General features: G+C 62.5%; 16 protein-coding genes and 3 pseudogenes. 7 read left to right on the top strand and 12 right to left on the bottom strand.

The annotated features are described in order from the left end of the window. Positions 1-82: 82 nt before the first annotated feature. Positions 83-676 carry a recombinase family protein gene (locus shn_RS31530; RefSeq protein WP_064334458.1) on the top strand — a complete coding sequence of 198 codons (594 nt, stop codon included), beginning with the start codon at positions 83-85 and terminating at the stop codon, positions 674-676. Here the strand turns inward: shn_RS31530 and shn_RS31525 are convergent. Next, positions 656-844 (bottom strand): hypothetical protein, encoded by a 189-nt coding sequence (locus shn_RS31525; protein ID WP_064334457.1) that lies wholly within the window; start codon positions 842-844, stop codon positions 656-658. The genes shn_RS31530 and shn_RS31525 overlap by 21 nt on opposite strands. 466 nt (positions 845-1310) lie before the next feature. Next, entirely contained in the window at positions 1311-2867 is a 1557-nt protein-coding gene (locus shn_RS31520) for an ISL3 family transposase (RefSeq protein WP_064334456.1), read from the bottom strand. A 141-nt stretch (positions 2868-3008) separates the two neighbouring features. Here shn_RS31520 and shn_RS31515 point away from each other — a divergent pair, with 141 nt between their 5' ends. The 3 genes and pseudogenes from shn_RS31515 to shn_RS31500 form a co-directional block, all read left to right on the top strand. After that, positions 3009-4037, top strand: coding sequence for an IS110 family transposase (locus shn_RS31515; protein ID WP_050746605.1), 1029 nt, complete (start codon positions 3009-3011; stop codon positions 4035-4037). 76 nt (positions 4038-4113) lie between these two features. After that, positions 4114-5333 (top strand): IS3 family transposase gene (locus shn_RS31505; protein WP_145925838.1). Its coding sequence is split into 2 segments (ribosomal slippage): positions 4114-4450 and positions 4450-5333, totalling 1221 coding nucleotides; the frame shifts between segments, so codons are not numbered across the junction. Between the two features lie 343 nt (positions 5334-5676). Beyond that, positions 5677-6309 (top strand): annotated as a pseudogene (locus shn_RS31500) (ABC transporter ATP-binding protein); the annotation flags it as partial. 209 nt (positions 6310-6518) lie between these two features. On the opposite strand, the gene shn_RS36155 reads toward shn_RS31500, so the two are convergent. The 3 genes and pseudogenes from shn_RS36155 to shn_RS31490 form a co-directional block, all read right to left on the bottom strand. Continuing rightward, a complete protein-coding gene (locus tag shn_RS36155) occupies positions 6519-6626 on the bottom strand; it encodes a BCCT family transporter (RefSeq protein WP_245337532.1) in 108 nt (35 codons plus the stop codon). Positions 6627-6680: 54 nt separating this feature from the next. After that, positions 6681-7451 (bottom strand): annotated as a pseudogene (locus shn_RS35435) (IS256 family transposase); the annotation flags it as partial. A 249-nt stretch (positions 7452-7700) separates the two neighbouring features. Further along, a protein-coding gene (locus shn_RS31490) for an IS3 family transposase (RefSeq protein WP_145926060.1) occupies positions 7701-8914 on the bottom strand; the annotation gives its coding sequence in 2 pieces (ribosomal slippage) (positions 7701-8578 and positions 8578-8914; 1215 coding nt in all). Between the two features lie 206 nt (positions 8915-9120). Between shn_RS31490 and shn_RS35430 the strand changes: the two genes are divergently transcribed. From shn_RS35430 to shn_RS31475, 3 genes and pseudogenes are all read left to right on the top strand, one after another. Continuing rightward, positions 9121-9393: a hypothetical protein gene (locus tag shn_RS35430; protein ID WP_245337531.1), complete on the top strand. Its 273-nt coding sequence runs from the start codon at positions 9121-9123 to the stop codon at positions 9391-9393. Positions 9394-9632: 239 nt separating this feature from the next. Next, positions 9633-10822, top strand: a pseudogene (nhaA, locus tag shn_RS31480) (Na+/H+ antiporter NhaA). 515 nt (positions 10823-11337) lie between these two features. Further along, positions 11338-12237: a PHB depolymerase family esterase gene (locus shn_RS31475; RefSeq protein WP_064334453.1), complete on the top strand. Its 900-nt coding sequence runs from the start codon at positions 11338-11340 to the stop codon at positions 12235-12237. A 259-nt stretch (positions 12238-12496) separates the two neighbouring features. On the opposite strand, the gene shn_RS36145 is transcribed toward shn_RS31475, so the two are convergent. The 7 genes from shn_RS36145 to shn_RS31445 form a co-directional block, all read right to left on the bottom strand. Beyond that, on the bottom strand, positions 12497-12811 hold the full coding sequence (locus shn_RS36145) for a hypothetical protein (RefSeq protein ID WP_145926130.1): 315 nt from the start codon (positions 12809-12811) through the stop codon (positions 12497-12499). 138 nt (positions 12812-12949) lie between these two features. Further along, positions 12950-15160 carry a mechanosensitive ion channel domain-containing protein gene (locus tag shn_RS31470; protein ID WP_245337530.1) on the bottom strand — a complete coding sequence of 737 codons (2211 nt, stop codon included), beginning with the start codon at positions 15158-15160 and terminating at the stop codon, positions 12950-12952. A 3-nt stretch (positions 15161-15163) separates the two neighbouring features. Further along, positions 15164-16951: an N-acetylglutaminylglutamine synthetase gene (ngg, locus tag shn_RS31465; RefSeq protein ID WP_064334452.1), complete on the bottom strand. Its 1788-nt coding sequence runs from the start codon at positions 16949-16951 to the stop codon at positions 15164-15166. 1 nt (position 16952) lies between these two features. Then, a complete protein-coding gene (locus tag shn_RS31460; protein WP_064334451.1) occupies positions 16953-18728 on the bottom strand; it encodes an N-acetylglutaminylglutamine amidotransferase in 1776 nt (591 codons plus the stop codon). A 120-nt stretch (positions 18729-18848) separates the two neighbouring features. Further along, a complete protein-coding gene (locus shn_RS31455; RefSeq protein ID WP_371328636.1) occupies positions 18849-19622 on the bottom strand; it encodes a FadR/GntR family transcriptional regulator in 774 nt (257 codons plus the stop codon). A 5-nt stretch (positions 19623-19627) separates the two neighbouring features. After that, complete coding sequence (locus shn_RS31450; RefSeq protein ID WP_064334449.1) at positions 19628-20425, bottom strand: ATP-binding cassette domain-containing protein; 798 nt, start codon at positions 20423-20425, stop codon at positions 19628-19630. Further along, on the bottom strand, positions 20422-22179 hold the full coding sequence (locus shn_RS31445) for a dipeptide/oligopeptide/nickel ABC transporter permease/ATP-binding protein (protein WP_064334448.1): 1758 nt from the start codon (positions 22177-22179) through the stop codon (positions 20422-20424). Before shn_RS31445 ends, shn_RS31450 begins: the two co-directional genes overlap by 4 nt. Between the last annotated feature and the right edge of the window lie 27 nt (positions 22180-22206).

Here is a 22206-nt window from a genome sequence, read left to right as displayed (position 1 = left end):
ACGCACTGTCCACAAATTACCTTGACGGGCTTTCGAACGGGCGAAATATTACGGACAGCCTATTCGGACAAAATTGGCCCCCATGCCGCGCACCTTCGCCTATGTCCGCGTTTCCACGACGGGACAGACCACCGAGAACCAGATTCAGGAAATCGAGGCCGCAGGCTTCCAGGTCGAGCCGCGCCGTATCATCACCGAGACGGTTTCCGGCAGTACCGCCATCGTGCAGCGCCGAGGATTTTCCCGGCTCATGGACAAATTGGAGGCTGGGGACATTCTCATCGTGACCAAGCTCGACAGGCTCGGCCGCGACGCGATCGATGTCAGCACCACGGTCAGGACGCTGGCTGAAATGGGCGTGCGCGTCTATTGCCTTGCGCTTGGCGGGGCCGATCTCACCAGTTCGGCCGGCACCATGACCATGAATGTGCTCAATGCCGTCGCCCAGTTCGAACGGGACTTGCTGATAGAGCGGACGCAATCCGGTCTCAAGCGCGCCAAATCGGAAGGAAAGGCCCTCGGCCGACCCTCGACGCTCAGTGAGAAACAAAAGCAGGGTGTGCGCGATGATCTGGCGACGGGAATGAGCGTTTCGGCAATCGCCAGGAAATTCGTCACCAGCCGGCAGACGATCATGCGCCTACGAGACGAAGGTTCACGCTTCGTTCGGTCCTAGCGCAGGATTTTGAACTGCTCTTGTTCCTGCCCCTTCCTCGCCCTGGTCTCGGGTGGCGATGGCAAGATTGCCGCCTTCCTCGGCGACGATCGCCTTGGCCCGCTCGATGGCCCAAAGGGCGAAATCGCTGCGACTGGAGATCGTCATCGTCTCGGTGGTCTCATCCATGGCGTTCACTTTCGATCAGTACAGCACAACTCGCTGTTCGTTTCCCTCTTGATGAAATCCAGCCATATCGCCGGGCGGGTATCGGGGGAACCAACTTCAGGATCTATCGACTGAATTCATTCGGAATTTCTACTCTGAGTGTTTGCACCGCGCCGCGTGATCGCCTAGGCTCGCGGGTGAAGCAGTCACGCGCTGCTTTGGGGCGTGAGAACCCCTCGTACAGCGGCACTAGTGCGGCCGTTAACGCGCTCTCCGATCACTGGTCGGGGAGGCGTCTGCGTATGTCCAAGGCGAAAGCCCAAAGGCCGGCGCGACCTCCTGTACGAGGTTTCTCAACTCCCCGATCACCAGGGGTCAAAGAGCAGACGCGGGGGCGTACCGCGAGCTGCTCTTGGAGGAAACCGCGTGTCAGGATGTGTTTCGGCGTGGAATATTGGCTCTGACGCAGTTTTGGTGGTGATGGATTTTATCCCGCGCCGATGACGCGGGCTTGGAGGAGATCAATTTTTCCGCGGCCGTACATCTGGCGTTTCACAAGTTTGAGCTTGGTGATCTGCCCCTCCGTCTGGCCGTTGGACCATGGTGAAGAGATCGCTGCGCTGACGGCTGCTCGGTCTCTAACGACACCGTTGGCGAAGGAGGCGACCAAGCCCGATCGAGCGCGTTCCAACCATGTATCGAGATCAGCGAGAGATTTCTTGCGGATCATGGCCCGGAAGGCGGCGATGACTTCCCGGGCCTCAACCAGCAGCGGCACGCCACCCTCAATCGCCGCAACCGTCACGGTCTCATATTTGGAAAGGTCGTCGCGGCCGATGGTCATGAGACGCGCAATGGTCCTGGCCGAAGGCGCTCGGCTCAACGCGCCCGCATCGACCTTCTCTGCTTTTCGACGGCGTGTGGCCCACTCGGTGACAACTCGAAGACAGCCGCGGAACCCTTGGCTCTTGAGTTGCCGCCATAGCTCCGTTCCATTCCGGTTTCCGGCCGTCCATTGAGCGTCAAGCCAGGGCAGGTAGAGTTCAAGCGAGTTCTCACGGACGCGGAAGACATCCGAACGTTGACCACGCAGTACGCGTCGGACAAGGCCGCGACTGTATCCGGTCCGGCGCACGATCTCCTTGATTGTTGCTCCGGACTTGGCCATGTCGAGAATTGCGGCGTTGGTGTCTTCCCGTCGAAGATATCCCTCGTACTGGATCCTCTCGGCGGCCGTCAGCAGTTCGGGGTTGATCGTGGCCGCTCCGATCGCAGTTCGGATCTGGCGCATCGATTTGCGCACCGCATCGAGGAATGCCCGGCTGGCGTTCTCCATTAAGTGCCAGCGGTCAGCGACCTGGGTGGCGTGTGGCAACGCCTTGGCTGCAGCCGTCGCGTAACCACCGCCGCGGTCGCGAGCGACGATGCTGATCTGAGGTTGGTCCGAGAGCCAGGCCTGGGCCGTCGACGGCTCCCGATCCGGCAGGAGAGCAATGGTTTTGCGCCGTTCCAGATCGCAGATGATGGTCCCATAGCGTTGATTTCGTCGCCACGCCCAGTCGTCGATACCGATCACGGTGGGTGGGACAAAGCGCGGACTGCCGCGTCGCCGCACGACGCGCAGCAGCGTATCGTTGCTGACCGGCAACATCAGCCTTTTGGCAAAGGTGGCCGCTGGCCTGCCACCCAGTGCAAGTCCGAGATGATGGACGATGTGGTCAAGCCTGGCGGTTCGCCGCGCCGAAGGCGCGAGAATGTCTCCGTCGAAGCGCTCGGCGAAGATTCGCCGACCGCATAGCAGTGCATCGCAGTGGAACCGGCGCGCTTCAATGACAAGCCGAACGGGCTTTCCCACCAAGGGCAGGTCAGCCAGGCGTCGTTGATATCGACTGTGGATTCGTTCCGACCTTGTTCCACAGATTGGGCAAAAGCTTGCTTTGCTCGTCGGCCGGACTGCGATCAACATGACGTCGTCATCAATGGCTGTATTGTCGACTATAAAGCCGCGAGGGACGAGCGTCGACGATCTGAGCGAATGGCCCATGGTATTGATTCCTTGCGTGAAACCAACATCAGCCAGCACTTGATTTCATCAAAAGTGATGGTGTGGAACGGCCCTTCGCACCGGCATCGGGGATGCCTACTGTGGTGACGCCAATCGCCACAAGACAGAAGGAACCGTTCCATGGAGAAGATTACCATAATCGGACTGGATTTGGCCAAGTCGGTCTTTCAGATCCACGCCATTACTGAAGACGGGCACATAGCTGTCCGCCGTGCTTTGCGGCGATCACAGGTCTTGGAATTCTTTCGTCACATTGAGCCATGCCTTGTGGGAATGGAGGCATGCGGGAGTGCCCACTACTGGGCCAACGCAATCGGCGAATTCGGCCATACGGTGCGGTTGATGCCACCGGCCTATGTTAAGCCCTACGTCAAACGCAACAAGACCGACGCGGCTGATGCAGAGGCAATCTGCGAGGCGGTCACGCGTCCAACGATGCGCTTCGTGCCCGTCAAGTCACCGGAAGAGCAAGCCGCTGGGATGGTTTTGAAGACTCGAGAGTTACTCGTGCGTCAGCGAAGCCAGACGGCGAATGCCATGCGGGGCCATATGGCCGAGCTCGGAATCATCGCCGCGGCCGGAATGACAAGTATTGCCAAGCTCATTGCAATTTTGCGCGACGATCAAGACGGACGTCTGCCGCACTCGGCCAAGGCGGCGCTTCTTGAAATGGCCGATCAGATCGAAAGGCTGACAGAACGGGTTGAGGTGCTCGACAGCAAGATTATCGCAGCAGTGAAAGCCGATGATGCCGCTCGTCGGCTGACGACGATCCCCGGCGTAGGACCTATTATTGCGGCAACTGTTCGTGCCGCCGTTCAGGATCCGGCGGCCTTTCGGACAGGACGGGATCTGGCTGCCTGGATCGGCATTACACCAACAGCAAACTCCAGCGGAGGGAAGGAGCGGCTCGGCAAGATCTCGAAGCGAGGCAACAAGCAGTTACGAACGCTACTGATTGTCGGAGCGACGTCGATCCTGAAACAGGCTCGCAGAGGTTCTAAGTTGCCCGGTTGGGTGGTGTCATTAATGGCACGTCGCCCCTACAAGGTGGCAGCCGTGGCGCTCGCCAACAAGATGGCGCGCACAATATGGGCGCTTCTCGTCAAGGGAGGCACATACCAAGCGCCGGCGATGGCAAAAGCATAGGCATAGTGAATTAGCCCCCGAAAGGCCCGGACATGCTCCCCCACTTAGCTAAGTGGGTAGGAGTAATGTTGGTAATATGACTGGTAGCAATTTTAAGATGGAAGTTCTCTCCGGGCCGGAACGTCGGCGGCGCTGGAGCACGGCAGAGAAGCTGGCGATCATTCAAGAGACCTACGAGGCGGACGCAACGGTGAGCATCGTCGCGCGTCGGCACGGCATCCAGCCGAACCAGTTGTTCGCCTGGCGCAAGCTGGCATCCCAGGGAGCACTGACGGCGACGGCCGCCGAAGAGGAGGTCGTTCCGGCATCCGAATACCGGGCGCTTCAGGCCCAGGTTAAGGAGTTGCAACGCCTGCTGGGCAAGAAGACGATGGAGAGCGAAATCCTCAAGGAAGCCCTCGAAATCGCCGGTGGCCCAAAAAAACGGATGTTGCGCTCGATCTCTCTGCCGAGAGGGATTTTGGAATGAAGACCATCTGCGAAACCTTGGGTGTCGCCCGCTCGAATATCGCTGCGCGTGCCACGGGTTCCGCTTCCAGAGCCAGAGGACGGCCGCCACTCCCGGATCGGGAGCTGGTGGAAGAAATCAGGGCCGTCATTGCCGACATGCCCACCTACGGCTATCGGCGGGTCCATGCCATCCTGCGCCGGAATGCCCGGAAAGACGGGCGTTCGTGGCCCAACGCCAAGCGCGTCTATCGGGTCATGAAGCTGCACAACCTGCTTCTGGTGCGCCACACCGGAGCGGTCGATGATCGCCGCCACGATGGTCAGGTCGCTGTCGAACGCTCCAACATCCGATGGTGCTCGGACGGCTTCGAGATCGGCTGCGACAACAAGGAGAAGGTCCGTGTCGCCTTCGCCCTCGACTGCTGCGACCGTGAGGCAATCGCCCATGTCGCCACCACGGAGGGCATCAAGAGCCAGGACGTGCAGGACCTCGTGATCACCGCCGTCGAGAACCGCTTCGGTCGCATCAACATGTTGTCCGAGCCCATCGAATGGCTCACCGACAACGGTTCGTGCTTCGTCGCCAGGGATACCGCATCCTTGCTCCGCGACATCGGCATGGAGCCGTGCACGACGCCCGTGCGCAGCCCGCAATCGAACGGCATGGCCGAGGCCTTCGTCAAAACCTTCAAGCGCGACTACGTCGCGGTGAACCCCACCCCGGATGCCGAAACCGTCATCGCGCAACTGCCGCTCTGGTTCGAGCACTACAACAATCTTCACCCGCACAGTGCTTTAGGATATCAATCACCGCGCGAGTTCATCAGCTCGCAATCTCAAACCTGAGCATGTCCGGTCTTTTGGGGGCAACTCCACATAGGCATAGGCATAGGAACAGAATTCCCGGCGTTACTGCGTCGGGATAAAGTGGCAAGGTACGAAGTGTGATGAACCCGAGGGGCGATACCTCGATGTCGATCAGACCGTCTGACTCAATGCGCCTTCGAGCGCGAGAAAGTGATTAGGCGATCGACATCGCGGATCTCATCGTGGCCAGCGGTCAATGACCGCGCTGACAGGCCGGACATATGACTGCACCGTCCGACGGAGATTCATGCTGCCAACGCCTTGCTAACCGGGCCGTTCCACATATGAGTCAGAGCCAACATTCCGCGCCGATTGACAATTCGGCCGGGCCATTGTGCGCAAGCCCGACGTCTTTCTGTTCGACGAACCGCTGTCCAATCTCGATGCGGAGCTGCGCGTCTCGATGCGCATCGAGATATCCCGGCTGCATCGCGACCTCGGTAACACGATGATCTATGTCACCCACGACCAGACGGAAGCCATGACGCTGACCGACCGCATCGTCATCCTGCGCGACGGCCGCATCGAGCAGGTCGGCACGCCGCGGCAGGTATACGAGGAGCCGGACAACACCTTCGTCGCCGGCTTCATCGGCTCTCCGCGCATGAATCTTCTGAAGGGGCTTTGGTTCAGGGAGGGTATCCGGGTGGGCGAGGCGTTCTTGCCGATGCAGGCACTCAGAAATGAGCCCGACAATGGTGCGGAGGTGACGTTCGGTATCCGGCCTGAACATATTCAGATTGGACCTGAAACCGGCAATGGCCTTCCGGCAGTGGTAGAGTTTAGCGAATATCTCGGCGGAACCTGCTACATCTATTGCCGGCTTGCGGAAGGACAGACTGTCACCATTGAAAGCCGCGGGCATGATCAGCCGAAGAGCGGCGATAGCATTGGGATTTTCTTTCCACCTGAACGGAGTTTCTTGTTCGACTTGAATGGTGTGCGGATGAGGTAATTTTGCGATTACCAAGGCCCATTCGACGCAATTGCGGTGTTCAGAGCTCCCTGAAGCGCACCGGTGCGCTTCAGGTCTTTGATTTCCACGACTGTAGCGTGGCTCGTTCGCCAGTCCCTTCAATATTGTGAAGAAGGCGAGCGACAGGGCGATGGCGACGGGCCCCTTGAAACTCGCTTGGAAGATTCGCGGAAAACCAGCGCGTCGACCTAGCCGCCGGTGGTGATGCTATCGATGACGAGCGTGCCGGAATCGAATAAGGTCACGAAGAAGACGACGACCAGCATGATGCCGATGAAGCTCGTGATCGTCTGCAAGGACGGGGCTTCCAGCAGGGAGTGTCAAGAATTCTGTGCTGGGGGCCGGTATTATCAGTTGAAGAACAGTTCGCCGAAGATGACGGCGAACTGTGTCTTTGCCTCGACCCATTCACGCGGGGCGCGTTTCCACTGCTCGGCCGCATTGTTGAGAACCAGATATAACAGCTTCTTGGCAGCTTCGTCACCCGGGAAATGCCCCCCGCGATCGCACCGCCCGTCGAAGCTTTGAGTTCAGCGCCTCGACGGCGTTCGTCTTGTAGATAAGTACGGCGGACACCCTCCGGGAAGGCGAAGAAAGGAGCGACGTGTTTCCAATTGCGCCGCCAGCTTTGAGAGACGGCAGGGTATTCCTGTCCCCAGTATCCGGCCTCGAATGCTTCCACCGCCTTCAGGCCGGGCTCGGCATCCCAGGCACGGTAGATGGCTCTCAACGCCGGTACGACGGGTTTCCGATCCTTGTAAAAGATGAGTTCCAGTGAGTACCGGATCAGATGGACGATGCAGGTTTGGATGATCGTCTGGGGAAAGACGGCTGTAGTGGCTTCGGGAAAGCCCTTCAGGCCATCGACGACAGCGATCAGGATGTCCTGGCAGCCACGACTTTTCAGCTCGTTCATCACCAGCAGCCAGCACTTCGCCCCTTCCGTCTGTTCGATCCAGAGCCCGAGGATTTCCTTGCTGCCATCCGCCAGAACAGGAGTGCGACATAAGCGGCTTTGTTGCGGACGCAGCCTTCATCCCGGGTCTTGCCCGGATGGCATCGAATAACACGAGAGGGTAGCACAGTTCGAGCGGGCGGTTCTGCCACTCCCCAATCGCCTTTCAAACCTAGCACAACTTTGGCAGATTGAAGGATTGGTGCCTGATTTGGCCTTGGCAGTGTGGACATCGGGTTTCCGCGTCTATCAAAATCAGTGCAGCTATGACGGCGCGTCGAACTGTCGGTAGGATCGGTTCAGGTGGTCCGTTTTGCCGGCGCTGTTCCTTTTTTCCGCCTCGCGGAGCGCATCTCAAGCGGTGCCAAAAGCCCGTGACAATGTGGAGTGCACCCCGTTTCGCCGGACATGTCGGCTAGTTTGATTTAGCCCTGATGAACTGCCGTGGGGAAGCCATCTTGAGCGCGGAGTGGGGATGGATCTCGTTGTAATCCTCGATCCATCCGTCGATGAGCCGGAGCGCTGTTTCGGCGTCCGGTATAGTCGATATGCGGATGTAATCCCGCTTCAGGGTTTTGACGAACGCCTCGGACATACCATTCGACTGAGGGCTCGCGACAGGAGTGAAGCAGGGTGTCAGATTGAGCGCCTGGGCAAACAGCTTCGTGTCCCGTGCGGTGTAAGCCGAGCCATTGTCCGAGAGATGCTCAATTGCGTTCGGGGCTCGCGTCGCTGCGAACCGCTTCTCGACCGCCTCCAGCATCATGTCGCGCACGTCGGAGCCGGAGATGCCTGCATTCGCGACCGCAGTCCAGGCGATGATCTCCCGGTCGAAGGCATCGATGATGAAGGCGAGACGAATGACCTCGCCATTCCAGCAGGTGAACTCCAGCCCGTCGGAGCACCAGCGCAGGTTCGAGCGCATGACCATGACCTTGCCGTCATGGATGCGGCCCTTGCGAACGGCCGTATGCTTCTCCAGCAGCATGGCGTGGTTGCCCATGATGCGATGAACCCGCTTGGCGTTGACGACAGGCATATCGGCGGCTCGCCTCTCGCGATTGAGGAGCGCTGCGATCCGCCGATAGCCATAGGTTGGCCTTTGATCCACCAGCCTTCGAATGGTGGGCAGAAGCTCTGCATCCTCGGCCTTGTGATAGGCCCCGCGCGGCTTCGATCTGCCTTTCAGGCGCTCGACGAGGTTGGAACGGGAGACGCCCAGCGTGTCGGCGACGGTCTTCATCGGGAACCGTCCTTCGGCAACAAGATCGGCCGCGATATCCGTTTTTTTGAGTCTGCTTTGGATAATGCTTCGCGGAGGATTTCGACCTCCATCGTCTTGCGGCCGAGCATGCGCTCCAGCTCGCGAACGCGATCCTCCAGCTTCTTCACTTCCGAATTGCCGACAACCGGCTCGTCAGAACCCACGGCTGCAGCACCTCCCTCGCTTAAGAGCCTGCGCCACCGGTAAAGCAGATTGGGCGCAACGCCATGGCGGCGAGCGGTAGAAGACACCGTCTCGCCTGGTTCGAAACTCTGCTCAATGATTGTCAGCTTCTGCTCGGTTGTCCACCGCCTGCGGCGGACATCACCCGTCAGCAATTCAATATGTCGGTACTCGTTAGACATAAGCCTATACCCAAGCCTGTGCTTGAGCCTCTCTGCTTATGCCGACTGTCCGGTCGAAACGGGGGGCAGTTCACAATGAGACTGGCCCACCGTCGCACCGTGCTACATAGACTGTGTTACATAGCTACGGATTTATGGGCCACACGTACCATCGTCCATTGCGTTGCGCCACATGTCACTAAACGGGTTTAAGGAGTAAATTAGGCGTGCTGAATCGCTTGGATCGCCAGTCGCGAGAGGCCATCTATCGCTCTGGACTGAAGATTTTCGCATCGTATGCGCTAGCAGCGTGGAGCATATTAGGAGCAATCTTCGGTATGCCAACTTTCCTTGCCGTCTTTGCTGTGTGGACAGCAATCACGGCGTTGCGTCGGCGTGAAAGGTTTCTGTCCCAAAGCTTTAACCATTGGGATGAAGCTCTTTGGTTGGCAACTATCGCCGTTGGGCTGACCATTCTTCATAGGCAATTTCTAGCGTGAGATACGGTTGGCGTTCAATTCAGCTGCTCGCTCTTGGCACGGCTGTAGAGGTCGGCGAGATGGACAAGGGGCACTTCCCCTTGCCCTTGTGGGCGTGTTTGTTCGATTTGCGCCGAACAGACTGGATTTGTAGAGTTCGATACTCTATCTCAAACCAATAGCGTGTGCTGCGTGCGCTGCGGGTTCCCCCGAAATTGACGGAGACTTCGATCAACCTTCCAACCAGGGAGCGCGAACCCGTGTCTTCGACAGTTTCCAAGGGCCGCATTCAATCCACACTTCGCCAGTTTCTCGATGCCGAAGCATCGGGCGGCATCGTTCTCATGGCGGTCGCCGTCCTTGCCATCCTGACGGCCAACTCCGTGCTGGCTGAGGGGTACTTTCAGCTCCTACACGCCTACATTGGACCGCTCAGCCTTCAGCACTGGATCAACGACGCGCTGATGGCGATGTTCTTTCTGCTTGTCGGGCTTGAGATCAAGCGCGAGATGATGGACGGTCAGCTTTCGACCTGGAGCCGTCGAATCCTCCCGGGTGCCGCAGCCGCCGGTGGCATGGCTGTTCCCGCGCTATTCTATCTCTATTTCAACTGGGGTGACCCGACAGCAGTTCGGGGTGGGCGATCCCGACAGCAACTGACATTGCTTTTGCACTCGGCGTCATTTCCTTGTTCGGTTCTCGTGTGCCTGCGTCACTTAAGATATTCTTGGCGGCGCTTGCGATCATCGACGACCTTGGTGCGGTTATCGTCATCGCGCTTTTTTACACAGCTGATCTAAACCTGACCGCGCTGGGCGGGGCTGTTTTGGTGCTCGGCAACCTCTTCGCCTTCAACCGTATGAAAGTCCGCGTCCTCTGGCCTTATCTAGCGCTCGGCGGGGTGCTATGGGTCCTAGTCTTTGCTTCAGGTATCCACGCCACGCTCGCGGGCGTCCTTCTGGCGCTGACAATCCCTCTGAAACTCACTCCCGGTACGCCTGAGGCAACGCCAGAGGAATCGCCGCTTCACATGCTTGAGCATGCACTTCAGAAGCCGGTTGCGTTTGTGATTGTCCCGATCTTCGGGTTTGCCAATGCGGGCGTCTCGTTCGCAGGGGTCACCACAGGGGTGTTTTCCGAACCACTGACAATGGGTGTCGCCGCGGGGCTCTTGCTCGGCAAACTTTTCGGTGTCCTTGGTACGGTGGCTCTACTCGTAAAGCTCAAGCTGGCTGACTTGCCTGCCCAGGCAAGCTGGGGTCAGATGATGGGGGTTTCTTTCCTGTGCGGCATCGGTTTCACGATGAGCCTGTTTATCGGTCTTCTGGCATTCAGCGATCCGATCGTCCAAGATCATGTGAAGATAGGTATCCTGATGGGATCGGCTGCGGCCGGCGGGCTCGGTGCTCTGTTCCTCAGTCTCTTCGGCAGGCGCGTGAAGTCCTTATAGTCGACAGGGCGCCTCTTGCCGCCGCGTGCCGCTGAAGGAGCATGGCTAGATCGTTGCCGCGATTCTCGCAGGGGACGCGGAGGCTGCTCGTGCGCTGCTGCGCGGCCATGTCGCCGTGCAGGGAGACCGTTTCAGTGACCTCGTCGCCTCGCTGGCAAGCAGGAAGGGAAAAGGCTATCGCTCGGATAGGCCGTTGTCGTAGTTGCTGGTGGTGAGGGGATGTATTCGCTCGCGAGGATACGGCCGAAGCGCTTGACTTGCCGGAAGCACCACGGCATTGGATTCCCTATCGGCAGCAAGCTTGATGTCATGCGTGATTCGGTCCGGCGATAGGGACCGCAGCGCCCGCCGAAACACACCGGAAATCACAAGGCGTTTTGATGGAAACTCGTCTGCGTGGCCGCTTGCGGCCTGAAGGGTCTGTTCGCGTGACGGCGATGGGACTGTTCCTCTTTCTCGGCCTGGCGGGGCCTGGTTTCGCCGCGGGATGCGGCCAGCCATTGGAACCCGGCCGGATGGAATTCACGGTGAAGACCGGCGGCTTCGAACGACCGGCGCTGGCGTACATTCCGACCGCCTATGACGGTAAGACGAGGCTTGCGGTCGTCTTCGACTTTCACGGCAGCAATTCCGGTCCGGCAGGCCAGTTCCGCCGGAGTGGTTGGGATGCTGTCGCCGAGCACGAGGGGTTCGTCGCGATCGCGTTGCAGGGCAGCCTCAAAGGTGAGTACGAGGGTACCCATGCCTGGAATGTACCGGGCGTAACGCATGGCGGAAACCTTGATGACGAGCGCTACATCAAGGATGCGGTCAAGACGGTCAAGGAGACGTTCTGTGTCGAGCCGACCCGCATCTACGCCTCCGGCTATTCGGGCGGCGGGCGCATGCTGTCCCAGTACATCTGCAACGGCCATCCGGAATTTGCCGCCGCCGGTTTCGTCATGGGCTTGCGTGCCGGCTATCCCGTCGAGCGCGATGGTGTCTGGCAGCCGGATATCGCAAGCTGCAAGCCCGGCAACCCGATCTCGATCATCGCGTTCTCCGGCATGAAGGATGTCACCAATCCTTTCCTGGGCGGCGGCAAATCCTATTGGCAATATGGTGGCGAGGCGGCGCTGAAGCGCTGGGCGGAACTCGACAAGTGCGAAGGCAAGGGCAACCTCGTCACTGACGCGGCGATGACGGCCTTGTCATTCAAGGCCTGCGCCGGTGGCGCGCGCATTACGTCCTATCTGCTCAAGGAGAACACCCATGCCTGGCCGTCGCGCAGCGTGCTGTTCCGAACCTTCGACGCGAACGGTAAGGTGACCTCGGAGCGCGATGCGACGGGCCGCATGTGGGAATTCTTCAAGAACACGCGCTCGCCGGAAGAAACGCCCCTGACGGCAGGGGAGGCGGCGGGACGGGCCGGCTGAGCCGTGAAGCATATAGAGCATTTCCAGCCGAAGCGGGATCGCTTCGGCGTCGGATAATGCGGGAAAAACAAGAATCTAGAGCATTTCCGGTGAACCGGAGTTCACCGGAAATGCTCTAGAATGGTGGTCATCGAAATGCTCGGTAGCCCACATCGACTAAACGTGCTTGCCTGCGGGCTTGACGGGAACGTATGACAGGCGGTCGGTATCTGCTGACCTGTTGGGATCTGCTTAAGCTCGTGCCTTCAACGAAGTTACGTCACCGTTCCTTATGCTTTGATAGTGATTTATCGATCTCACTGGCAATGTCGGATGGGAATAAGGCCTTGTCAGCAACTTGCACCAGTGCCGCCATATATCCGGCCTCAAATGCTTCCCTTGTGCGGGCGATATCGCGATTACAACGAGCGACATGACCCAAGTCATCCCACCACCGCTTCCATGCTCTATCCGCGTGTGCCGCGTCGATTTTTGTCATTGATCCCATATTAAATTTAAGTTCTAGGACGTCCTCATAGCGTTTCAGGCCATAAAAATAGCAGTTTGGCGCGATGGAGAAAAGCTTGGAAGCCATGCGGAGTATTGAAGATGGATCTGTTTGGCTTCACAACTTCAAATTGGCTCGAAGAACGTTAGTGCGTATCCAATTTCGTTTATCAGTATAAGCGAGCGCACTTGGTTTTGAATGCCGGATGACTTGAACATCAGTCAATTATTTCTGAGCACTTTCTGCGGTTTGACGCGGTGTAACTGAAACAAAGGCAGGTGGTGCCTCTCCGTTTTTGTCGTTACCGAAATAGATCGTCTGGTGCGGGAAGGGAATCTCGATGCCGCGGGCGTCGAAGACGCGCTTGACGGCGCCGTTGAGGGCACGGCCGACGCCCCATTGCTTGCCGGGCAGCGTCTTGATCCGGACGCGGACGATCACAGCGCTGTCAGCCAGTTCTTGGACGCCGAACCATTCCATGTCGCCGACGATGACGGCGGCGTGCTCCGGATCGGCGCGCAGCTCCTCGAAGGCCGCAAACAGCGCGTCTCTCGCGTCCTCCACGTCTTCGCGATAGGCGATGCCGATATCGCCGACATGGTAGGAGAAATCGCGCATCAGGTTCGTCACCATGTCGACGGAGGAAAAGGAGATGATGTGATAGGCGCCCGTCACGTCCCGCAGGCTGACGGAGCGGATCGTCAGGCGCTCGACGACGCCGCTCGTGCCGCCCACCGCGATGACGTCGCCGACATTGATGGCGTTCTCCAACTGGATGAACACGCCGTTGATGACGTCCTGCACCAGCTTCTGCGCGCCGAAGCCGATGGCAAGGCCGAGCACCCCGGCCGAGGCGAGCAGCGGCGCGATGTCCAGCCCCATCTGCGACAGGGAGAACATCAGGGCGATCACCACGATGGCGATGGTGGCGGCGTTGCGCAGAAGGCTGAGAAGGGTGGTCTCGCGGGAGGTGGCGATGGTGCCGAAGGCGGGGTTGAGCCGGTAGTCCACCCAGGAGGTCAGCGCCAGCCAGGCGACATAGGCGACCAGGAGAATGACGAAGACCGAGGCCGCCGCACCGGTGAAGGCGAGGCCGATGCGCGAGTAAAACAGCGCCGCCATGTCGAAGACGCCGATGGCCGAGATCACGAAGGCGATCACGGTGGCGAGGATGACGAAGCGCAGCAGCGTCAGGAAGCGGGGGACGAGGCCGTTGACGCGCCGCTCCAGCAACGGCAGCCGCTGGTTGACGTTCTCCGGCAGGCTGACGCCTCTTGTCACCGTGCGCGCCAGCCAGTCGGCCACGACGAAGCCGACGATGATGGCGGCGAAGGCCTGGGCGCTCGCACCAAGCACGGAGAACAGCCGGTCGGCCGGCCCGATCAGCACGACGAGGAAAAGGAAGGCGAGATAGACGAGCACGGGCCAGTGCCAGCGCGCCGCGACAAAGCGGACGCGGCGGTTGCGGGGACTGTGGTCGGGGGTGTCCAGCAGCCATTCGGTCACCCTGCGCCGGTTCGCGAGCGTCGCCGATACGGCGATGACGAGCGCCACGAGCGCCACGAGCCCGGACACCGCCCGCCCGGAAGCGACGGACACGGCCTGCGACAGGATCGGCTGGAGGAGAAGCTGGCCGTAGCCGAGGATGCTGATGATCCAGGCGAGGATGCGGCTGGCGCGCCGGGCCGCCTCGTCCGAAACGCGCACGAGGCGAAGCTCGCTTGCGGAGGGCGACAGCACGGTCCTGACCACCACTTTCGCCAGTTGCACCACGGTGAAGGCGTTGAGATAGAGCGTCTGCTGGATGTCCATGCGCCCGAGCTCGCCGAACACCGTCAGCGCGGCGATATATCCCGCCCCCCAGGCGACGATGACGATGGCGATATCGAGCACCGCCGAGGCCGCGATCAGGAAGGCTTTCTCAAAGAAGCCCGCCGTTACGGCGCGCCGCCCGAAGGAACGATCGACGCGGCGCGTGACCAGCCGCAGCGCGACGAAGACGCCGTAGGTGACGACGATCACCAGCGCGAGGTCGCGCGCGGCGCGAAACAGCACCTCGCCTTCCGCGCCGTTGAGGTTCGAGAAGGTCGCCGGCGCGGCGGCGAGCTGCCGGGAGAACACGATCGCAGAGGAGACCGCCCGTTCGGCGAACTGCCGCGTCACGTCCGCGATCTGCTTGCCGATGGATTCGGCCGGCGGCGCTTCGGCCGTGGCGTCCGCGGCCTTGCCGTTGGCAACCTTCTGCAACTCGTCGAGGAAGGTCTGCCGCGTCCTGTCGTCGCGCAGGACGTCGATCAAGTCCTGGAGTTTCGTGGCGTCGGCCGGCTGTTCCTGGGCGGTGCCGGGGAGCGCCGCCTGCTGGGCGGCGGCCGGCATGAGGCCCGCCATCAGCAGGGCGGCGAACAGGCAGGCGGTACGGAGGACGGAAAGCATCATGATCTATACCATTGCGCGGGTGCCGGGAAACAGCAGGTCGACGAAACGCGCCGCCGTCGGCTGCGGCTCGTGGTTGGCAAGGCCGGGCCGTTCGTTTGCCTCGATGAACACGTAGTCCGGTTCCGACGGGTCCCTGACCATGAAGTCGATGCCGACGACCGGTATGTCGATGGCGCGCGCGGCGCGGCAGGCGGCGGCGACGAGATCGGGATGCACGGTGTCGGTGACGTCGTGGATCGAGCCGCCGGTGTGGAGATTGGCGGCCTTGCGCACGGTGATCTCTCGCCCTTCGGCCAGGACCGTGTCGAGATTAAGCCCCTGTTCGGCAAGGCAGCGATCCGTTTCCGCGTCGAGCGGGATCCGGCTCTCGCCGCCGGTGGCGGCCTCGCGCCGGCGCGACTGCATCTCGACGAGCGCGGCGACGGTGCTGCGCCCGTCGCCGATGACGCGGGGCGGGCGGCGCACGGCGGCGGCGACCAGCTTGAAATCGATGATCACGAGCCGAAGGTCCTCGCCCTCGAAGCAGGCTTCGAGCAGCACCCGGTCGCAGACCGTGCGCGCCTCGGCGATCGCCGCGTCGAGCGCGTCGAGCGTGGCGATGCCGACGGAAATGCCGCGGCCCTGCTCGCCGCGCGCCGGCTTGACCACCAGCTTGCCGTGCTTTTCGAGGAAGGCCGCGATGCGCGCGCGGTCCTCGCCCGCCTCCGTCTGGTCGGGCACGGCAAGGCCGGCCGTGGCGACGACGCGGCGGGCGATGGCCTTGTCGTCGGCGATCGACATGGCGACGCCCGAGGTCAGTTCGCAAAGGCTCTCGCGGCAATGGATCGAGCGGCCGCCATGGGCGAGCCGGAAGAAGCCGCCCTCGGCATCGGTGATCTCCACATGGATGCCGCGCCGTGTCGCCTCGTCGACGATCAGCCGCGCATAGGGATTGAGGGCGTCGTAGGACTGGTGCGGCATGGCGAAGAACTTCTCGTTGATCGCGTTCTTGCGCTTGATGGCGAAGAGCGGCATGCGGTGGAAGTTCAGCTTCTCGTAGAGTTTGATCGCCAGTTCGTTGTCATGCATCACCGACAGGTCGAGGTGGGAGAGGCCGCGCGCCTGGAAATGCTCGGCCAGCTTGCCGACGAGCCGTTCGCCGATGCCCGGTTGGCGGGCATGTGGATGCACGGCGAGGCACCAGAGCGAGGCGCCCCGGTCGGGATCGTTGAACAGCCGCTGGTGATCGATGCCCGTGACCGTGCCGACGATCTCGCCGGTCGTGTCGTCCTGGGCGACGAAATAGGTGAGCGAGCGATTGTCCCTGTCGGACGAGAAGAAGTCCTTGCGGATCTGCACCATGCCGCAGGCGGCATAGACCCGGTTGATGCCGTCCGCGTCGGCCTCGGTGGAAAGCCGGCGGATCGTGACGGCGCGCATGCGGCGGGTCCTCGCCCGGTAGGTGGACAGGTTGAGCCGGAACGTGTGCGAGGGATCGAGGAAGACCTCCTGCGGCGCGCGCGACAGCAGCACATGCGGATCGCGCACGTAAAAGGCGATGTCGCGGCTCGACGGCGCCTCCTCGCGCAGTTTCGACAGGAGCGTCTCGTCCTCCGAGAACGTCTGGGCGAAAAGCAGCCGGCCCCAGCCGCAATCCAGCACCACGTCCTCCTTCTGCTTTTCCGACGCGTCCGGCCGGCCCACTTGGCGGCCGGGCTGCGCGCGCGTGCGCAACTGCTTCAGGCGGTGGCTCACCGCCTTGGTTCCCTTGGCCCGCTGGCGCGGCGTGGTCTTTTCCCCTGCCTTCTTCACCTCACACCCCCTGCGCCTGAAGCCACATTTCCAGCAGGCCGACCTGCCAGAGTTCCGAGCCGTGCAGCGGCGTGATGTGCTCCGAGGGCCTGTCGAGCAGGCGGTCGAGATAGGCGTCGCGGAAGAGGCCGCGCTCGCGGGCCTTCTGCGAATGAAGCGTGTCGCGGATCATGTCGAGATAGGGACCGGCGATATATTTGAGCTGCGGAACCGGGAAATAGCCCTTCTTGCGGTCGATGACCGCGCTCGGCACCACCTTTCGGGCGACATCCTTGAGGATGCCCTTGCCGCCGTCGCGCAGCTTTTCCTCCGGGGGGATGCGCGCGGCAAGCTCCACAAGCTCGTGGTCGAGGAAGGGGACGCGCGCTTCCAGGCCCCAGGCCATGGTCATGTTGTCGACGCGCTTGACCGGATCGTCTACCAGCATGACGTTGCTGTCGAGGCGAAGCGCCTGGTCGACGGGCGTGTCGGCGCCCGCGCGCAGCAGATGGTCCCGCAAAAGCGCGCCGCTGGCGTCGTGGCCAGCGATCCATTCGTCCGCGAGCTGCGTGCGCAGCACCTCGTGCGAGCGGTCGCGGAACACCCTGCCGTAATCGGACACGACATCGTTGCTATCGACGAGCGGCGGATACCAGTGATAGCCGCCGAACACCTCGTCCGCGCCCTGGCCGGATTGCACCACCTTTATGTGACGGGAGACCTCCCTGGAGAGCAGGTAGAAGCCGACATTGTCATAGGAGACCATCGGCTCGGACATGGCGGCGATGGTGCCGGGCAGCGCCTCCATCAGGTTTGCCGAGGGCACGAAGATCTTGTGGTGATCCGTGCCGAATTCGCGGGCGATGAGGTCGGAATAGACGAATTCGTCGCCCTTTTCGCCATTGGCCTCCTCGAAGCCGACGGAAAAGCTCATCAGGCCGCGCTGGCCCGCCTCGGCGAGCAGGCCCACGATGAGGCTCGAATCGACGCCGCCGGACAGCAGCACGCCGACCGGCACGTCGGCGATCATGCGGCGCTTGACGGCGGTGCGGAGCGCCTCGAGAAGCTGCTCCTGCCAGTCCCGCCGCGTCATCGCGCCGTCGCCCGCGCGGCGGCTGTAGGGCGGATCCCAGTAGCGCCGGTCCTCGAAGCCGCCGTCCCGCCGGTAGACGCGGATGGTAGCCGGCGGCAGCTTGCGCACGCCGGAAAGGATGGTGCGCGGCGGCGGCACGACGGCATGGAAGGTCATGTAGTTGTGCAGCGCCTCGACATCGATGGACGTATCGACGCCGCCCGCTTTGACGATGGCCGGCAGGCTGGAGGCGAAGCGTAGCGCGCCGCCGGCCTCGGCGAGATAGAGCGGCTTGATGCCGAAGCGATCGCGCGCCATGACGAGGCGGCCGCTGTCGCGCTCGTGCAGCACGAAGGCGAACATGCCGTGGAAGCGCGAGACGCAGTCCTCGCCCCAGGCATGCCAAGCCTTCAGGATGACCTCGGTGTCGCCGTCGGAGAAGAACCGGTAACCTTTTTCCTCAAGCTCGGCCCGCAGTTCGCGGAAGTTGTAGATGCAGCCGTTGAAGACCAGCGACAGGCCGAGATCGGCGTCGATCATCGGCTGCTGCGATCTGTCCGAGAGATCGAGGATTCGCAATCTCCGGTGTCCGAGCCCCACAGGGCCCCGCACCACGACACCTGAGGCATCAGGGCCCCGGGGGGCGAGAACATCCGCCATGATCGAGATTGCCGACACCGACGGGGACCCGCCGTCGAACCTGACTTCTCCGCAAATTCCACACATGAACCGGGCTGAAACCTCCTTTGTGAGTACAAAACGAAACGTCAGGGCCGGGAAGATGTCCACGGCCCTGACGTCATGCGAAAACAATGCGCGACGTGGCCGGATGTTCCGCCGGCAACCTCAATCGTCCGCTCCGGTGCGGGCCAGCATGTAGGCTTCGGCAAACGCCATGTGCTCGGCGGCGATGCGTCGCGCGTCTTCGGCCCGCCCGTCCTTCAGGGCGGCCATCAGGCGGTACTGGAACGAAAGGCCTTCCTCGCGGGAACTGGGCGCGGGATCGGCGTAGATGCTCCTGGCCAGCGGAAGCTCGCGCAGCAGGTTGTGCATCAGGCCGCACAGGAAGCCGAGTAGGGGGTTGGGGCAGAGCTGTGCCAGTTGCGAATGGAAATCGAGTTCGGCCACGCGCTGGCGATACTGTTCCTCCGCGTCGCCCGGCGGATGGTCGTAGATGCGGATCGTGCTTTCGAGCTGGGCGAGCTGGCCGTCGGTAACGCGCCCGGCGAGCAGCGCGGCCACTTCCGGCTCCAGCGCCTTGCGAATGGCGTAGATGTCCGAAAGGCTCGGCTGGTCGAAGAAGAAATGGGTCGAGAGCAGTTCCATGGCGTGCCGGGCGGAGGGCTGGGCGACGAAGGCGCCGCCGCCCGGGCCGCTACGGGTGAAGACGAGCCCCTGCGTCTCCAGAGCCTTCATCGCCTCGCGCACCGTTCCCTTTGCGGCCTTGAAGCGGTCGATCAGCACGCGTTCCTGCGGCAGGCGCGCGCCGGGGGCAAGGCCCTCCGCGCGGATATAGTCCTTCATCAGGTCAGCGATGGCCTCAGGCCGGCGCTTCGTCTTGCCGGCCGGAGTGTAGAACTGTTTGCCGTCCTCGCCCGTTGGGATCTGCTTTTCATCCATTGCAATCATTTTCCACTGATGCGAGGCGCGCTCGCGACAAGCCGCCGTGTATAGGCATGTCCGGGATCGGCGAACAGGCGCGCCGGCGGCGCCGTCTCGACGATCTCGCCGAAATACATCACGGCGACACGATCCGAGATCGCCTCGACCAAGGCGAGGTCATGGCTGATGAAGAGGTAAGAGAGGCCGAAACGTGCCTTCAGGTCGCGCAGAAGCAGAAGAACCTGCGCCTGCACCGAGACATCGAGCGCGCTCACCGGCTCGTCGAGTACGAGGATCCGCGCCTCGGCCGCCAGCGCACGGGCAATGGCGATGCGTTGGGCCTGACCGCCGGAAAACTCGTGCGGATAGCGCGAAAGCGCGTCGACCGGCATCCGCACCGCGTCGAGCAATTCCTCCATGCGCACGCGCCGCCGGGCCGGTTCCTGGCCTGCGAGGAGGGCGAGCGGGGTTTCAAGGATGTCGCGCACCGTCTTGCGCGGGTTCAGCGAGGCGACGGGATCCTGGAAGACATACTGGATCATCCTGCCGAAGGCCTTCGGTCCCTCGCGGCGCAGGACGCCGGCATCCCTGCCGCCGATGGCGAGGCTGCCGGACGTCGGCGTCTCGAGGCCGACCAGCATGCGGGCCAGCGTGCTCTTGCCCGAGCCGCTTTCCCCGACAAGGGCCAGCGTTTCGCCGTGCCGGAGGGTCAGCGAGACGGATTTCACGGCGTCTACGGCGTGGCGCGGCCTGCCGAACAGCCTTTTCCCGCCGCCGAACCTCTTGGAAAGGTCGCGGATTTCGATGGCATCGGCCGTCATGACGCCTGCGCCTCCCGGCGGAACAGGCCGGCCACGCGCTCCAGGAAACGATCCCCCGTGCCCAGTTCCGGTACGCAGGCGATCAGCCGTTTCGTGTAGGCATGCTGCGGGTCGGCCAGCACCTGCCGCGTCTCGCCCGCCTCGACGATCTCGCCGTCCTTCATGACGGCCACGCGGTCGCAGATTTCCGAGACCACGCCGAAATCGTGCGTGATGAAGAGGAGCGCCATGCCGCGTTCGCGTTGCAGGTCGCGCAGAAGTTCGAGGATGCGCGCCTGCACCGTCACGTCGAGGGCGGTGGTCGGCTCGTCGGCGACGATGACGTCCGGATCGTTGGCGAGCGCCATGGCGATGCCGACGCGCTGGCGCTGGCCGCCCGAGAGCTGATGCGGATAGTGCCTCGCCCGCTCGCGGGCGTTGGGAATGCCGACCTTGTCGAGCAGGGCGACCGCCTTTTCGCGACGTTCCGCCGCGCCGAGCGGCTGGTGCGCGGCAACCGCCTCCTCCACCTGCCGCCCAACCGGCATCATCGGGTGCAGCGTCGTCAGCGGGTCCTGGAAGACATAGGCGACGCGGCTGCCCCGGCTGGCGATGAGGCGCGTCTCGGGCATGGCCAGCACGTCCTCGTCCTTCAGGTAGATCGCGCCGTTGCGGATGAGGCCGGGCGGCGAGGCGACGAGGCCCATGACGGACAGCGCCGTCACGCTCTTGCCCGAGCCGCTTTCGCCGATGAGGCCGAGGCATTCGCCCGGCCGGACGTGGAGAGAGACGCCGCGCACCGCCGGCAGGACATCGCGGCCGCGCCGGAAGCCGGTTTCCAGCCCCTTGATGGAAAGGGCGGCGTCCTTCGCCGTGTTTGGCGGCGCGGCGCGGCCGGGCGCGACATGGGTGACGGGGCCGGGCCTTGCGAGCGCGCCGGAGCGCAGGCGCGGATCGAGCACGTCGCGGATGCCGTCCCCCAGTAGATTGAGGCTGATGACGATGAGGAAGATCATCACGCCGGGGACGATGGAGACATGCGGCGCGGTGAAGAGCTGGGCGCGTCCCTCGCCGAGCATCGAGCCGAGATCGGCCTGCGGCGGCTGCGCGCCGAGGCCGAGGAAGCTCAGCCCCGCCGTTTCGAGGATCATCCAGCCGGCCGTGGTCGACATGGTGATGACGATGACAGGCAGGACGTTGGGCAGCACCTCCGTGACGACGATGGCGAGCGGTCCCTTGCCGGAAAGCCGCGCCGCATCGACGAATTCGCGATGCGCGTAGCCGAGCGTCACGCCGCGCACGTTGCGCGCGAAGAAGGGAATGTTGACGACGGCGATGGCGTAGAGCGCGTTCATGAGGCCGGGGCCGAGGGCGGCGACGATGGCCAGCGCCAGCAGGATATAGGGAAAGGCCATCAGCATGTCGATGCCGCGCATCATGAGGTTGTCCGCCCGCCCGCCTGCATAGCCGGCCACGATGCCGATCGCCGAGCCGAGGACCGCGGCGATGAACGTGGCCGCGAGACCGACCGCCAGCGAAATGCGCGCGCCCCAGAGCAGGCGGCTGAGGATATCGCGGCCGAGTTGGTCGGTACCGAGCAGGTGGCCTTCCGTCAGCACCGGCTTCAGGCGCTCGGCGGGGGCGGTCGCGTCGGGATCGGGCAGCGGCAAGAGCGGGACGAGCAGGGCGAGAAGCGCGATGACGAGGATGAGGCAGAGCCCCGCCGCCGCCAGCCGGTTGTTGGCCAGCAGGCGCCAGGCGGTCAGGCGCGGGATGCGGAGGCCGCTGTGACGGCGTGCGCG

The organism is Shinella sp. HZN7 (assembly GCF_001652565.1).
In the GTDB taxonomy this organism is placed as follows: domain Bacteria; phylum Pseudomonadota; class Alphaproteobacteria; order Rhizobiales; family Rhizobiaceae; genus Shinella; species Shinella granuli.
This window is presented reverse-complemented; position numbering and strand designations above follow the sequence as displayed.

Excerpts from the sequence above, each read along its gene's own strand:
- shn_RS31530 (WP_064334458.1), top strand. The coding sequence starts at position 83 with ATGCCGCGCACCTTCGCCTATGTCCGCGTTTCCACGACGGGACAGACC.
- shn_RS31525 (WP_064334457.1), bottom strand. The coding sequence starts at position 844 with ATGGATGAGACCACCGAGACGATGACGATCTCCAGTCGCAGCGATTTC.
- shn_RS31520 (WP_064334456.1), bottom strand. The coding sequence starts at position 2,867 with ATGGGCCATTCGCTCAGATCGTCGACGCTCGTCCCTCGCGGCTTTATA.
- shn_RS31515 (WP_050746605.1), top strand. The coding sequence starts at position 3,009 with ATGGAGAAGATTACCATAATCGGACTGGATTTGGCCAAGTCGGTCTTT.
- shn_RS31475 (WP_064334453.1), top strand. The coding sequence starts at position 11,338 with ATGGAATTCACGGTGAAGACCGGCGGCTTCGAACGACCGGCGCTGGCG.
- shn_RS36145 (WP_145926130.1), bottom strand. The coding sequence starts at position 12,811 with ATGGCTTCCAAGCTTTTCTCCATCGCGCCAAACTGCTATTTTTATGGC.
- shn_RS31470 (WP_245337530.1), bottom strand. The coding sequence starts at position 15,160 with ATGATGCTTTCCGTCCTCCGTACCGCCTGCCTGTTCGCCGCCCTGCTG.
- shn_RS31460 (WP_064334451.1), bottom strand. The coding sequence starts at position 18,728 with ATGTGTGGAATTTGCGGAGAAGTCAGGTTCGACGGCGGGTCCCCGTCG.
- shn_RS31455 (WP_371328636.1), bottom strand. The coding sequence starts at position 19,622 with ATGGATGAAAAGCAGATCCCAACGGGCGAGGACGGCAAACAGTTCTAC.
- shn_RS31450 (WP_064334449.1), bottom strand. The coding sequence starts at position 20,425 with ATGACGGCCGATGCCATCGAAATCCGCGACCTTTCCAAGAGGTTCGGC.